At 39.0% G+C, this 12,376-nt stretch carries 16 protein-coding genes and 1 tRNA gene; 7 read left to right on the top strand and 10 right to left on the bottom strand.

From position 1 onward, the window contains the following. Nucleotides 1-213: hypothetical protein (locus AC1DG9_RS08325; RefSeq protein ID WP_477634496.1), on the top strand; the 213-nt coding region annotated here is incomplete at its 5' end. Nucleotides 214-358: 145 nt separating this feature from the next. On the opposite strand, the gene AC1DG9_RS08320 is transcribed toward AC1DG9_RS08325, so the two are convergent. The 4 genes from AC1DG9_RS08320 to AC1DG9_RS08305 all read right to left on the bottom strand — a co-directional run bounded on the left by AC1DG9_RS08320 (nucleotide 359) and on the right by AC1DG9_RS08305 (nucleotide 3,894). Next, a complete protein-coding gene (locus AC1DG9_RS08320) occupies nucleotides 359-772 on the bottom strand; it encodes an SRPBCC domain-containing protein (RefSeq protein ID WP_172663824.1) in 414 nt (137 codons plus the stop codon). Between the two features lie 19 nt (nucleotides 773-791). Continuing rightward, complete coding sequence (locus tag AC1DG9_RS08315; protein WP_477634495.1) at nucleotides 792-1,637, bottom strand: SRPBCC family protein; 846 nt, start codon at nucleotides 1,635-1,637, stop codon at nucleotides 792-794. Between the two features lie 5 nt (nucleotides 1,638-1,642). Next, a complete protein-coding gene (locus AC1DG9_RS08310; RefSeq protein ID WP_477611734.1) occupies nucleotides 1,643-2,038 on the bottom strand; it encodes an ArsR/SmtB family transcription factor in 396 nt (131 codons plus the stop codon). A 563-nt stretch (nucleotides 2,039-2,601) separates the two neighbouring features. After that, a complete protein-coding gene (locus AC1DG9_RS08305; protein WP_337715194.1) occupies nucleotides 2,602-3,894 on the bottom strand; it encodes a TOTE conflict system archaeo-eukaryotic primase domain-containing protein in 1,293 nt (430 codons plus the stop codon). A 133-nt stretch (nucleotides 3,895-4,027) separates the two neighbouring features. Between AC1DG9_RS08305 and AC1DG9_RS08300 the strand changes: the two genes are divergently transcribed. Genes AC1DG9_RS08300 through AC1DG9_RS08290 form a run of 3 tightly spaced genes read left to right on the top strand, consistent with a single transcriptional unit; the run spans nucleotide 4,028 to nucleotide 4,705 of the window. Beyond that, nucleotides 4,028-4,255, top strand: a complete 228-nt coding sequence (locus tag AC1DG9_RS08300) for a UPF0175 family protein (RefSeq protein ID WP_245870024.1) — start codon at nucleotides 4,028-4,030, stop codon at nucleotides 4,253-4,255. Further along, nucleotides 4,239-4,403 (top strand): PIN domain-containing protein, encoded by a 165-nt coding sequence (locus AC1DG9_RS08295; protein WP_477611733.1) that lies wholly within the window; start codon nucleotides 4,239-4,241, stop codon nucleotides 4,401-4,403. Before AC1DG9_RS08300 ends, AC1DG9_RS08295 begins: the two co-directional genes overlap by 17 nt. A 5-nt stretch (nucleotides 4,404-4,408) precedes the next feature. Then, nucleotides 4,409-4,705, top strand: a complete 297-nt coding sequence (locus tag AC1DG9_RS08290; RefSeq protein ID WP_337715192.1) for a PIN domain-containing protein — start codon at nucleotides 4,409-4,411, stop codon at nucleotides 4,703-4,705. A gap of 104 nt (nucleotides 4,706-4,809) precedes the next feature. On the opposite strand, the gene AC1DG9_RS08285 is transcribed toward AC1DG9_RS08290, so the two are convergent. Further along, a tRNA-His gene (locus tag AC1DG9_RS08285) sits at nucleotides 4,810-4,886 on the bottom strand. A gap of 177 nt (nucleotides 4,887-5,063) precedes the next feature. Here AC1DG9_RS08285 and rnhA point away from each other — a divergent pair. The 3 genes from rnhA to AC1DG9_RS08270 all read left to right on the top strand — a co-directional run bounded on the left by rnhA (nucleotide 5,064) and on the right by AC1DG9_RS08270 (nucleotide 9,320). Next, nucleotides 5,064-5,531 (top strand): ribonuclease HI, encoded by a 468-nt coding sequence (gene rnhA, locus AC1DG9_RS08280; RefSeq protein WP_172663815.1) that lies wholly within the window; start codon nucleotides 5,064-5,066, stop codon nucleotides 5,529-5,531. A gap of 207 nt (nucleotides 5,532-5,738) precedes the next feature. Beyond that, entirely contained in the window at nucleotides 5,739-6,620 is an 882-nt protein-coding gene (locus AC1DG9_RS08275) for a sugar phosphate isomerase/epimerase family protein (RefSeq protein WP_172663814.1), read from the top strand. Between the two features lie 12 nt (nucleotides 6,621-6,632). Then, nucleotides 6,633-9,320 carry a PQQ-dependent sugar dehydrogenase gene (locus AC1DG9_RS08270; protein WP_337715190.1) on the top strand — a complete coding sequence of 896 codons (2,688 nt, stop codon included), beginning with the start codon at nucleotides 6,633-6,635 and terminating at the stop codon, nucleotides 9,318-9,320. A gap of 48 nt (nucleotides 9,321-9,368) precedes the next feature. Here the strand turns inward: AC1DG9_RS08270 and AC1DG9_RS08265 are convergent, their stop codons facing one another. The 5 genes from AC1DG9_RS08265 to AC1DG9_RS08245 all read right to left on the bottom strand — a co-directional run bounded on the left by AC1DG9_RS08265 (nucleotide 9,369) and on the right by AC1DG9_RS08245 (nucleotide 12,376). Beyond that, on the bottom strand, nucleotides 9,369-9,803 hold the full coding sequence (locus AC1DG9_RS08265; RefSeq protein WP_172663812.1) for a PepSY-like domain-containing protein: 435 nt from the start codon (nucleotides 9,801-9,803) through the stop codon (nucleotides 9,369-9,371). 98 nt (nucleotides 9,804-9,901) lie between these two features. After that, nucleotides 9,902-10,375: an RrF2 family transcriptional regulator gene (locus AC1DG9_RS08260; protein WP_172663811.1), complete on the bottom strand. Its 474-nt coding sequence runs from the start codon at nucleotides 10,373-10,375 to the stop codon at nucleotides 9,902-9,904. An 11-nt stretch (nucleotides 10,376-10,386) separates the two neighbouring features. Continuing rightward, nucleotides 10,387-10,701: an iron-sulfur cluster assembly protein gene (locus tag AC1DG9_RS08255; protein ID WP_337715188.1), complete on the bottom strand. Its 315-nt coding sequence runs from the start codon at nucleotides 10,699-10,701 to the stop codon at nucleotides 10,387-10,389. A gap of 11 nt (nucleotides 10,702-10,712) precedes the next feature. After that, nucleotides 10,713-11,162 (bottom strand): SufE family protein, encoded by a 450-nt coding sequence (locus AC1DG9_RS08250; protein ID WP_288882334.1) that lies wholly within the window; start codon nucleotides 11,160-11,162, stop codon nucleotides 10,713-10,715. After that, complete coding sequence (locus tag AC1DG9_RS08245; protein WP_337715186.1) at nucleotides 11,162-12,376, bottom strand: cysteine desulfurase; 1,215 nt, start codon at nucleotides 12,374-12,376, stop codon at nucleotides 11,162-11,164. Before AC1DG9_RS08245 ends, AC1DG9_RS08250 begins: the two co-directional genes overlap by 1 nt.

The following is a 12,376-nucleotide window of genomic DNA, read 5'->3' as shown; positions in this document are numbered from 1 at the left end:
CCCATAGATAGTGTGCGGAAGAAGGGACTCGAACCCTTAAACAAAAAAAGCAGTCTTTTCAGACTGCTTTCAAAACTGGGGTGGCTGATGGTGCCGATAAATTCTCGGTTTGTGGCTGATTTAAAGCGGTTGGCCGATTTGCAAAGAAATATTGATGAATTTGATGAGCTTGGAAAACGGATGAAAGCCAATAATTCCCGTCCACGAAAATGATCTGAATGTAAATTGAAATTTATCACTACTAGGGATATCCAAAACATCGCTAGTAGTGATAAAACTAAACCCTTTTATATGTCCGACTGTTTGCTTGAAATGGACAGTTTTTAGAAATTTTAGAATTACAAAAGGAATTTATAAGCTATTCAAAATAGATTAATAAAGTAGCGCCAATCCGTGATTTGCAGTACATCGACCACCGCCACTTTTGCTCCCATTTAATTTCAGCCAGAAGTGCTTCACCCTTGGAATGCAGACCATACTGGCTAATCTCCAGATAAGTCGAATCGGCGTCAATCGCCTTAAAGTTAAACTCCACCCGGGTCGCAGGGTCGTTCCAGTCAATAACGATCTTTACATTTTTAATAATTTCCACCACCTGCACCGGGGTAGAGACATTATACATTCCCCATTCCCAGGTCACCCTGGCACCCGAGCTAAGCCGGCCACTGCCTTTAGTGAACCAGAAATGTTTGGTGATCTCCGGATTGATGAAAGCTTCAAAAACGAGGTTAGTGGGTTTTCGAATGAGCATATTGTTCTTCCACCAGGACATAGTTCAGCCAGATGGTGGATTACCGTTTTTCCGATAAATCCTTAATGATCTCTAAGGCCTGGTCCCACATTTTTTCATGCTGAGGGATATATTTTTTTGCCAGCGGCCCCGATTCGATTCTTAGTTCATAGGCCCCGCTTTCAGCTTTTACTAACCGGTATACCTCCGAATATTCTCCGGTCTGTGCATCAGCGGCCGGGTTAAGTTCATYGTACATATCTACCTGTAAATACTCCTGCGGCCGATGCGCTTTGACCATACCCCTGGCGCCAATGTCCCCACTGGCGTCCGTCCAGATCACTTCAGAGCCAGTTTGCCAGTCCGTCTTTACAAACGAGCCCTCACCAAAAGCCTTGCCCCACTGGTCTGCAGGATGCAGTAAAATATCCCAGATAGCTTCCGCCGCAGCCGAAATGGTGATCTGCTTGCTGATCACTTCTGTTTCCACAAATGAAACCAGGCCTTCGTTGACAAAATAATTCCAGCCCCCTGTAAAGCTTTCTATTCTGAAGTTCGAATTATCCTGAGGGAAGCTGTCCAAACCGTCATGCGTGAGTTTCAGCCGGGTTCTGTGTTTGCCTTCTTCAAACAGCTCCCAGGTTAAAACCGAATAACCCTTATAATCCGGATACCTCCAGGAATAGCTCAGTTTATGCGGGGGATCCACCACCAGGACCTCGCATTCGTGCAGGTATTGCACATTTTCATCCCCGCCGGTAAACTGAAACTTGAAACCCACTTCGGGTTTAAATTCTTCGAAGTCGAAATACCATGCTTTCATCTGGTCCCGGTCGGTTATCGCCTTCCAGACTTTCTCAATAGGGGCATTGTAAACACGTTCTACAATCAGTGGTTTAGTTTCCATAGCTGTTATTTTTTTGGTTGATTTTTATTCTTTAAGACTGAATCTTCCGCATTATCCCTTTCCAGAAATTCCCCGAGGGCATCCAGCTTCCTGTTCCAGAATTTCCTATAATGGCTCAGCCACAGGTCTACTTCCTTCAGCTTACGCATATCCGCGCTGCAAAAACGCTCCCTTCCTTTTTGCGACACCATGATCAGCCCACACTCGGTCAGAATCCTAATGTGCTTGGAAATTGCAGGCCTGCTCACCTGAAAATGACCGGCCACAGCATTCAGGTTTAAGGAACGCTCACTGAGCAAACCAATAATTTCCCGGCGCGTCGGGTCTGCAATTGCCTGAAAAACATCTCTTCTCATTTCCATAATCTGATACCATTTGGTTACAAATATAAAAGAAACCACTTGGTTACACAAATTTATTTTAAATTCATGTTTTAGGCCCTGCCATTGGAAGAAATCAAACAAAAAAAGCCATCCAGAAAATCCGGATGGCTTTGTCAGCAAATGCGAGCATAATCGGATAGAGGGTAAAAGATATCTACTAGGGATGCTATATCCGGAAAAATTGACCTTTGATGGAGCCCTGTATCGAACCACTTCCATGAACAAAACGGCTGATCTTATTTATTTGAAAAACAAAGAGTTACAAGTAAAAAAAAGACGAAAATCTGTTTTAAAGTCCTCGTCCCATAAAGGGTCATTTATGGGACAAATTTCATCCCGTTTTATTGCTGATTTGAAGCGATTAGCCGATTTATAAAGAAAAATGGATGAAATGGACGAGCTTGGAAAGCTGCTAAAAAGTTAAACTATTTTAGTCCACGAAAATGATTTTATATCGTCTGAAATTCGTCACTACTAGGGATGTTGTAACATCCCTAGTAGTGACGAAATATTTTAATTAAGTCAGATATTGCTCTAAATCATCTTTCCAGATCACAAATCCATTTCGTTCATCCGAATAATCATGTAAAAACGCGGCTGAAATTTATCGGTACTGATTGTAAAAATGCAAATCTCCCGTCATTTCGAATCTTATTAAGATCTTTATCAACATTATGAAGCGCATTTTTGAGCTCCGAAACTTCTTTTGAGGTATGCCATATATAAGTAGCCTCATCCGTATCCAGTGTCTCCATTACAATATGATATTGCTCTTTTCCAGTTAGAAGAAAAACAAAAGCAAACGGACTTAACACAAATCTTATTTTCAATACATTTCCAAGATGTAAGTCTGATAAATATCTTAGCTGTATTTTGTGCCGATAATTACCTCTAATCAATACATCCTTTAATAATTCTTCTCCCGACTCATATAATGTCTGGTTAGCATCACCGGCGCTAAGCTGGAACATTTCAACATTCTTACCTAAAAGATTTCCTTTTTTAAATAGATTCTTTTTAATGATAAAGTCTGGATTGAAAAAATTAAGTTCATCCTTCAGAAAAGATGCCAAGGCAGTACTTATTCCATTTCGATTGATTTCAATAGTATTTGACAACTTAATTACAAGCTTACCTGGTTCAATAACGTTTAAACTTTTAGAACTGGTCAACGAAAGAAATATTTGGTCTAAGTCATTGATAGAAATTCGGCGAATGCTGCTTAAAAACTCCCATTGATTTCTATAAGGGAGAGCTGTTTCTGACTCAATGAAGCAACTGTTCCCAAGTTCCAATGTAGGTTTATACAAAGGTAAGGCAATCAGATTTCCAAATCCTTTACCTGAATGTTTATCTTGATTGGGGAATAATCTGTCAAAACTAGAGTTTTTGTCAAAAGTAGAGACTATCCCTGCTCTCTCTAATAAAGTAAGTACAATTATTCTGCTCTTAAAAGCCGGATATGGTTGATTAAAAAATATCCAAACATGCCCACCTTTACCACTGCGCGAACGTTCCAGGTAAGCAGGGATATTGTAGCTTGCACATATAGTAATGAAACTTCTACAATCTTCCAACCAACTTTTTTTATCAAAATCTGCCGCTATCAACCAAGACGTATTGTCTTGTAAAAGTGGATACAATCCTGTTAGCTGTCTACCTTCAAGATGTCTTTGAATCTGATCGTCAGTCAAAGGAAGATAATTTGCGGTCTCTGAATTATTGGGGTTTGTACTTTTTTTATAAACCTTGCTGATATAAGGATCATACAATTTAGCAGGCATGTAACCACTTTTAGTTCCTTTTGACCAATGAATAGCATAAACATCTTCGCGCCCTTTAAATAAAGACCTGTATAATAGTAGATTGTCCACTGTTGAAATTCTGAGATAGCAAATTAAACAAAAGTAGAATAATTACCCTTTGTAATATATCAAAATCCATTCTATCATCAGCACCCATTTTGTTTTAAATTTTAATAATACGTATCTTTATATCATGACTACAATGACCATACAAGTTCCTGATGCCCTTGAGAGAGAGCATGATGAAACAACACGCCTTATTGCAGCCAAGCTATATGAAGCAGGTAAGCTTACTTTAAGACAAGCCGCTGAAATGTGCCAAATGAAAAAATGGGATTTTGCTGAAATCTTAATCAAATACGACGTGCACTACCTGGACGAAAGTGCAGCTGAAGATCTTGAAACATTTAGGCATGCTCATACAGGATAAAATTGTCATTACCGATGCCAGCTGTTTCATTACGCTGGACAAAATAGATGGTATGCATTTGCTCCAATCCTTGTACAAACAAGTAATAACAACTCCTGAGATAGCTGCTGAATTTGGTAAAAGACTATACCTAATTGGGTTGATGTAAAAGCCGTGCAGAATCGTGATTTATTATATAATTATGCTGAAACTGTGGATATAGGTGAGGCCAGTGCGATGGCGCTTGCATCAGAAATCCATGCTGACCTACTCATTATAGATGATGCAGGAGCTAGGAGATTTGCTAAAAAGCTTGAACTTAACATCACCGGAACCGTTGGTGTTATACTTAACGCAAAACTTAACGGTATCATTCCAGCAGTTAAACCATACACTGTCAAAATACAACAAACTAATTTTCGGATTTCTGATTGGTTAACTACACAGATTATTAAAGACGCTGGAGAATGATCGCGATCTAAACCAAGGATCTTCTATTAAACTGTCCCTTTTTGACATACCAAAATACCCTGTATACAAAAAAAGCAGTCTTTTCAGACTGCTTTTCAAAAACTTGGGGTGGAATATGGGGCTCGAACCCACGACCCTCGGTACCACAAACCGATGCTCTAACCAACTGAGCTAAAACCACCATGTGTTTTTCAACGCTACAAAAGTACGATTTAAAATATTTTATTCAAATCTTTTTTCAGTTAGATCGGATCTTTTTTTTAATCGATTAAATCTCAGTGGATTAAATTCTGGTGGAAATATAAAAAGTACCCTAAAAATTGCTTTTATGGCTTAAAAAGCTAGATTTGCCTAACATATGATTGAACTTTATACCGATGGAGCAGCTAGCGGCAACCCAGGGCCAGGTGGATACGGAGTGATTTTACGCTCAGGGTCTCACTATAAGGAACTGAGTGCGGGATTCCGTTTAACTACGAACAACAGAATGGAATTGCTGGCAGTTATAGTAGGCTTAAATGCACTAAAAAATCCAGGACAAGAAATTACCATATTCTCAGATTCCAAATACGTGATTGATTCTGTAGAAAAGAAGTGGGTATTTGGTTGGGTTAAAACAGGATTTAAAGGCAAAAAGAATAAAGACCTTTGGATGCGTTTTCTTAACGTTTATAAGCTACACCATGTTAAATTCGTTTGGATAAAGGGGCATAATAACCATCCCGAAAATGAACGCTGCGATGAACTTGCTGTTGCCGCCTCTAAAAACAGAAGTGCTTTGGGTGTTGATACGGAGTTTGAAATAGAGAGGAGTAAGACTGTCTGATCATATTATCCATGATTTAACTTATTAAGTCCATTCTTACGGCTTATTTAAAAGACGATTTTTAGTAACCAAAATATTTCGATTCATTAGTAAAAGGAAAAACTTCAAGAATAACTATATTGTTGGCGTCTTTTTACAGAATAAGATTTTGGAGAGATAGAATAACAAATGTAACCTAGATAATTTTCAAACTTTAATTAACCAAACATGAATTTATTAAAAAATAGATTTGCTTTAAAACTACAATTTGCTGTTGTTTTATTGGCTTGTCTTGCTGCCTGTAAAAGTGTAAAGACAGGAGCATCTAATGCTTCTGCTAAAAATCCGGAAGTAAAATTGGGCTGGGAACTTGGTTCTCAAGCTTATACTTTCAGATTATTCACATTTGCTGAGGCAATTAAAAAGATCGACAGCTGTAACTTAAGATATGTAGAGGCTTTCCCAGGTCAAAAAATAGGTGGCGGTATAGAAGGAACAATGGGACCTGATATGGATGACGCGAAAAGACAAGCTGTTTTAGCAAAGCTTAAAGAAAACAACGTAAAAGTTGTAGCATTTGGTGTAACAGGCGCTAACAGCGAAGCTGAATGGATTAAATTATTCGAATTCTGCAAAGCCATGGGCATTCATACCATTACTTCAGAACCTAATGAGAAAGATTTGCAGTTGGTATCTGATCTATGCGATAAATATCAGATCAATGTTGCTATTCACAATCACCCAAACCCATCTCATTATTGGAATCCTGATATCGTGTTAAATGCGATTAAAGGGAAAAGCAAACGCTTAGGCGCTTGCGCTGATATAGGCCACTGGGTACGTTCAGGATTAGATCCTGTTGAGTGCTTGAAAAAACTTGACGGACACGTATTACACTCGCACATGAAAGATCTTCATGAAAAAGGTAAAGGCGGACATGACGTGCATTGGGGAGAAGGTGTTTCTAACATCCCTGCAGTTATCGCAGAGTTAAAAAGACAAAACTTTAAAGGAGCTATCTCAGCTGAATATGAATACAACTGGGAAAGCAACAGCGCTGATGTAGCTGCTAGTGTAGTTAACTTCCGTAACCTTGTATCTAAATTGTAATTAACCCCAAACATGATAAAATTATCATTATTGAAACCAATAACAGCATTGTCGCTGTTATTGGTTTCTTCATATATAGTAAAGGCGCAATCGCCGGAAAAACCTGACGATAACAGGTTTACCAAAGTTGTGCTTCAACAAAAATTAGAAGAACCTATGCAATTCCAAATTCTGGATGGAGGAAAGGTTTTGTATGCAGAGCGTAAAGGGAAATTAAAAATATACGATCCTGCAACTAATAAAATGGATGTAATAGCAGATTTTGCTGTTAGCAGGGAGTACGTAAGCAAAAAAGGTGAGCGTTCCGAAGGTGAAGACGGGCTGCAGGGGGTTATCCTTGACCCTGATTATGCTAAAAACAAATGGATTTACATCTACTATTCTCCAAAAGATGTATCGGTAAACAGGCTTTCCAGATTTACATGGGCTGGCGGTAAACTGAACATGACTACTGAAAAGAAAGTATTAGACGTGGTGGTTCAACGTGAAGAATGCTGCCACGTAGGGGGCGGTATGTTATTCGATAAGGATAAAAACTTGTACTTAAGTACTGGTGATAATACCTTTTCAAGATCTTCGGATGGTTTTACACCTATCGACGAACGTCCGGGAGAGGCTCCGCGTGATGCTCAAAAATCGTCTGGTAATACTAACGATTTAAGAGGTAAAATTTTGCGTATCCATCCTGAACCAAATGGTACATATACCATTCCAGAAGGCAACCTGTTTCCTAAGGGGACAGCAAATACCCGCCCTGAAATTTATACCATGGGTAATAGAAACCCCTGGAGGTTAACTATAGATAGTCATACTGGTTGGTTATACTGGGGTGAAGTTGGTCCGGATGGTTCAAACTCTTCAGAATCTAGAGGTCCAAGATCCTATGATGAATTTAATGTGGCTAAAAAGTCGGGTAACTATGGCTGGCCTTATTTTATAGGGAATAACCAGGCATATCGTTATTATGATTTTGCGACTAAGAAATCGGGAGAGTTGTACGATGTACAAAAACCAATAAATAATTCCCCAAATAATACGGGATTAAAAGAATTACCTCCTGCGGTATCAGCCATGATCTGGTATCCTTATGCGGCCAGTGAAGAGTTTCCGGTGATGGGTAGTGGTGGCAGAAGTGCAGTTGGTGGTCCGGTATTTCACAAGTCTGATTTTGCCAATGCTAAATATTTGTTTCCTGCATATTATGAAGGTAAATGGTTAATTACCGACTGGGTACGTGGCTGGATATTAGCGGTAACTTTTGATGAAAATGGCATGTATAAATCTATGGAGCGTTTCTTGCCTGAGCTTACTTTAAGAGGTCCGATTGATATGAAATTTGGCCCTGATGGTAGTTTATATGTGCTTGAATATGGAAACGGATACTTTAAAGATAATCCGGAAGCTGAGTTAATCAAAATTGAGTTTAATGGCGGTAACCGCAAACCTCAGGTACAGGCAACTGCAAATAAAACTGCCGGTGCTTTGCCTTTAAAAGTAAAATTATCTTCGGCAGGTACAACTGATAGTGATGGTGATGTATTAAAGTACGAATGGAAAATTACCAAAGGCGGAATGTTAAAACAAACGTTTAAAACGGCTAACCCTGAAGTACAACTGGCAACAGCTGGTGTTTACAAAGCTACACTTACTGTTACAGATCCGCATGGTGCAAAAAATAGTAAATCGGTTGAATTGGTAGCCGGAAATGCAACCCCTGTAGTTAAGTTTAACTTTACAAAAGGGAACTCTAGTTTCTATTTCCCTGCCAGTATAATCAATTATGCGGTTAGTGTTACAGATAAGGAGGATGGAAGCCTTGCTGATAAAAGAATACCGGCTTCCCAGGTTTCTGTAGCCATCAATTACTTGTCTGAGGGGTATGACTTAACTGTTGTAGCGCAAAATCAGAATCAATTCGATGTTTCTGCACAATATGCTAAAGCAAAGGCTTTAATCAAGAAAAGTGATTGTAATGCTTGTCACGCTGTGGATACTAAATCTTTAGGTCCATCATTTACAGAAGTGGCGTTAAAGTATAAAGGAGATAAAACTGCAGAAGGAAAGCTTACTAAAAAGGTTATTGACGGCGGTTCGGGTGTATGGGGTGATGCAATGATGCCAGCGCACTCATCTATGTCTACTAATGAAGTGAACTCGATCATTAAATATGTATTGAGCTTTAGTGAAAAGAAAACTACGCAGAAATCACTTCCGGTAACAGGATCATACACTACAAATGTTCAACCAGATCAGCCTAACAAAGGAAGCTTTATTTTTAGAGCAGCCTATAAAGATCATGGAACTAAACTTGCGCCAGCGCAGTTTGGTGAAGATATAGTTGTTTTGCGCCATCCTTTTGTGCTTGTTAACAATACGGATAACGCTAATGAGATTAGCTTTAACGACAACAAGTCTGTTGCGACGGCTAAGAGCAAAGGTGCTTATCTGCAACTAAATAAAGTTGATTTAACGGATATTAAGAAGATTGAATTTATTGGTGCAGACAATGTGTCGGCAGGTAAAATTGAGATTCGCATCGATTCACCGGAAGGAAAACTTATCGGGCAATCATCTTCGAAAGAAAACGGCAGTTTAAATACCATTGCTGATATTGAGGTGCTTAAAGGTAAATACAATGTTTATTTTGTATTTACAGAGCCTTCTGCCCGCTTAAAGGCAATTAGTATGAAGAACCTTTAGGGCTTAAATAAATTACCGATGACGGCATGCTTTTAAAGCTGCCGTCATCTAATATATCTTGTTTGATATTTTACCATTCTGGTCAACAATAACTTTTTGTTCCTCGAGTAATTTCTTCAATTCAATTTTATAAAAGAATTTTTTACCCTCTTCATAACGATCTACATCATCAATTCTGAATCCTTTATAGTTTTGTTTAAGGGTATTCAACACCGCTGCCGGTAATTCTGAGGAACGAAGTTCTTTTTTATGTTTAACAATGCCTCCTTTACTGGTTAACCAAAGTTCATGATCTCTTCTGGCTATGTCAAATTCGACATTATATAAGTCGCCTTTTCTTTCCCATTCTACTCTTGTAGCTTTTGGAAACGACTTGTTAAAAGCGTTTAATACAGCAGGAGGAACCTCACTAACGGTTATATCCTGAGCGTAGGATAAGCCAGAAATAAGCAAGCAAACCGCAAACAGTAGTATCTTTTTCATAATAAGTTGAATTAGTGTTTTAACTATAACAAAGGAAAAGGGAAAATCTCCTGAGAAAATGAAAAAAAGTTATTCAAATACTATAGCAAGATGCTAAATTATAGTTTAGCCGTTCTTAGGGCATTTATTTTGTTGATGATCTGAAGGTTAGATTCCTGCTCTGTACTAATCAATTCTTTAAGTGAAATATGATCCAATAACTGATCAACAGATAACTGGATCATTTGCCATAAAGAACGCACAGAACAATCTACAGAGTTGGTGCATAGTTTTAATGATCCGGAGTAGTCCTCACAGAACTTATTGCTGTATAGAGAACCGCCAAGCACCTTCATCACCTGATTAATGTTTATGTCTTCGGCAGGCTTAGCTAAAATATACCCCCCCTTATTACCTGGTGTACTGTTTATGTAACCCGCAAGACGAAGCGTACGGGTAAGCTTGGCCACATAGGCAGCAGAAAGTCCCTCTGCATCGCTAATCATAGGAATGCTTGCTCCTTCTTTATCACCATGTCGGGCTATGTGGAGTAGTATCCTTAAGCCATATTCTTCCTGAGCAGTAATTTTCATTGTTCTTATTATTACATCATTCCTAATTCGAGCCGTGCTGTTTCCGACATCATGTCTCTGTTCCAGGCAGGTTCCCAGGTTACAATTACAGTAACCTCATTTACACCTTCAATTTCTTTTACCTTTTGCTCTACTTCTAAAGGGATAGATTGTGCAGCAGGGCATCCGGGAGCGGTAAGCGTCATCACAATCTGCACGTTGTTTAGCGGAGGCAATATCTCTGTTTCATAGATAAGCCCCAGTTCATAAATACTTACAGGAATTTCAGGATCGTAAATGGTTTGTAAACAATCAATCACTTTCTGCTTTAATTCTTCTTTATCCATGACCTTTTAATTTATTTATGATCAGTTTTTTGACTGTTAATCGCCTGAAAAGCGATAGCGTAATTTTTCATTTGTTTTATCATTGACAGTAAACCGTTAGAACGGGTCTGTGCCAAATGGGTCATCATGCCGATCTCTCTTATAAAATCCAATCGGGCGTCAATAATTTCAGTAGGGGTATGGCCAGATAGTACCTTTATAAGCATACTGATCAAACCTTTTACAATTATTGCATCACTATCGGCCTTAAAAAATACACGGCCATCATTATAGGAGGCCACCAGCCACACGGTACTCTGGCATCCCTTTATTTTGTTTTCATCAAGCTTATGCTCATCCTCCAGAACAGGCAACTTTTTGCCCATATCAATAATGTACTCGTACTTGTCTTCCCATGAATCAAACAATGCAAAGTCCTCAATTATCTCTTTTTCTATTTCATGTATCGGCTTAATATTCATTATGAAAGCATTTTTATGGTTTTATGCAAACCTGTAATCAGTGCATCTATTTCTTCTTTTTGGTTGTAAAGGGCAAAGGATGCTCTTATAGTGCCCGGAATGCCAAAGCGTGCCATTAACGGCTGTGTGCAATGATGTCCTGTTCTAACTGCAATTCCTTGATTGTCCAGCAAAACGCCAACATCCTGAGGGTGTACACCTTTAATAATAAAAGAGATCAGGCTTACCTTTTCTTTGGCATTGCCAATAATTTTAAGACCCGGAATGGCTTGGAATTGAGCTGTAGCATAAGCAAGTAATTCTTCTTCATGGGCTCTTATAGTAGCTTTTCCGGTTTCTTTAATAAAATCTAGTGCTGCTTTTAATGCAATGGTATCGGCTATGTTTGGTGTACCTGCTTCATATTTATAAGGCAGATCATTATAGGTAGTTTTTTCGAAGGTAACTTCCTTGATCATCTCGCCGCCACCTTGAAAAACAGGCATGCTTTCGAGTAACTCTTTCTTACCGTAAAGCACACCAACACCTGTTGGCCCATATACTTTATGACCAGAGAAAGCGAAAAAATCGCAATCCATTTCATGTACATTGATATCAAGATGTACAGCTGACTGTGCACCATCTATCAATACTTTAGCACCAACCTGATGCGCTGCTTCAATGATCTCTTTAATCGGGTTAACTGTACCTAATGAGTTTGAAACATGAACAACAGAAACCAACTTGGTTTTGCTGTTAAGCAAAGCTTTGTAGGTATCCATTACAAGCTCGCCATTATCGTTAACAGGAATAACTTTTAAAACAGCACCTTTTTCTTCGCAAAGTATTTGCCATGGAACGATGTTAGAATGGTGCTCCATGCCAGAAATAATAATCTCATCGCCCGTTCCTATGTTTTGCCGGCCCCAGGTATATGCAACCAGGTTAATCCCTTCTGTAGTGCCTCTTGTAAAGATGATTTCTTCTTCAGATACTGCACCTATAAACTCTTGTGCAGTACGACGGGTAGCCTCATAAGCCATAGTGGCTTCTTCTGCAAGGGTATGGATCCCTCTGTGTATGTTGGCATTGTAATGCGTGTAATAATGTGTAAGCGCATCAATAACCACTTGCGGTTTTTGAGAAGTGGCAGCATTGTCAAAATACACCAAAGGTTTGCCCTTAACCATGCGGTTAAGTATTGGGAACTGCTGTCTGAGATCTAAAATGGCCAT

This window comes from Pedobacter sp. 05L430, assembly GCF_056397585.1.
This window is presented reverse-complemented; position numbering and strand designations above follow the sequence as displayed.

Coding starts and splice junctions, on each gene's coding strand:
- AC1DG9_RS08320 (WP_172663824.1), bottom strand. CDS start 772: ATGTCCTGGTGGAAGAACAATATGCTCATTCGAAAACCCACTAACCTC.
- AC1DG9_RS08265 (WP_172663812.1), bottom strand. CDS start 9,803: ATGAAAAAGATACTACTGTTTGCGGTTTGCTTGCTTATTTCTGGCTTA.
- AC1DG9_RS08255 (WP_337715188.1), bottom strand. CDS start 10,701: ATGGATAAAGAAGAATTAAAGCAGAAAGTGATTGATTGTTTACAAACC.
- AC1DG9_RS08295 (WP_477611733.1), top strand. CDS start 4,239: ATGCTCATACAGGATAAAATTGTCATTACCGATGCCAGCTGTTTCATT.
- AC1DG9_RS08270 (WP_337715190.1), top strand. CDS start 6,633: ATGATAAAATTATCATTATTGAAACCAATAACAGCATTGTCGCTGTTA.
- AC1DG9_RS08275 (WP_172663814.1), top strand. CDS start 5,739: ATGAATTTATTAAAAAATAGATTTGCTTTAAAACTACAATTTGCTGTT.
- rnhA (WP_172663815.1), top strand. CDS start 5,064: ATGATTGAACTTTATACCGATGGAGCAGCTAGCGGCAACCCAGGGCCA.
- AC1DG9_RS08260 (WP_172663811.1), bottom strand. CDS start 10,375: ATGAAAATTACTGCTCAGGAAGAATATGGCTTAAGGATACTACTCCAC.
- AC1DG9_RS08300 (WP_245870024.1), top strand. CDS start 4,028: ATGACCATACAAGTTCCTGATGCCCTTGAGAGAGAGCATGATGAAACA.
- AC1DG9_RS08250 (WP_288882334.1), bottom strand. CDS start 11,162: ATGAATATTAAGCCGATACATGAAATAGAAAAAGAGATAATTGAGGAC.
- AC1DG9_RS08245 (WP_337715186.1), bottom strand. CDS start 12,376: ATGGCCATTTTAGATCTCAGACAGCAGTTCCCAATACTTAACCGCATG.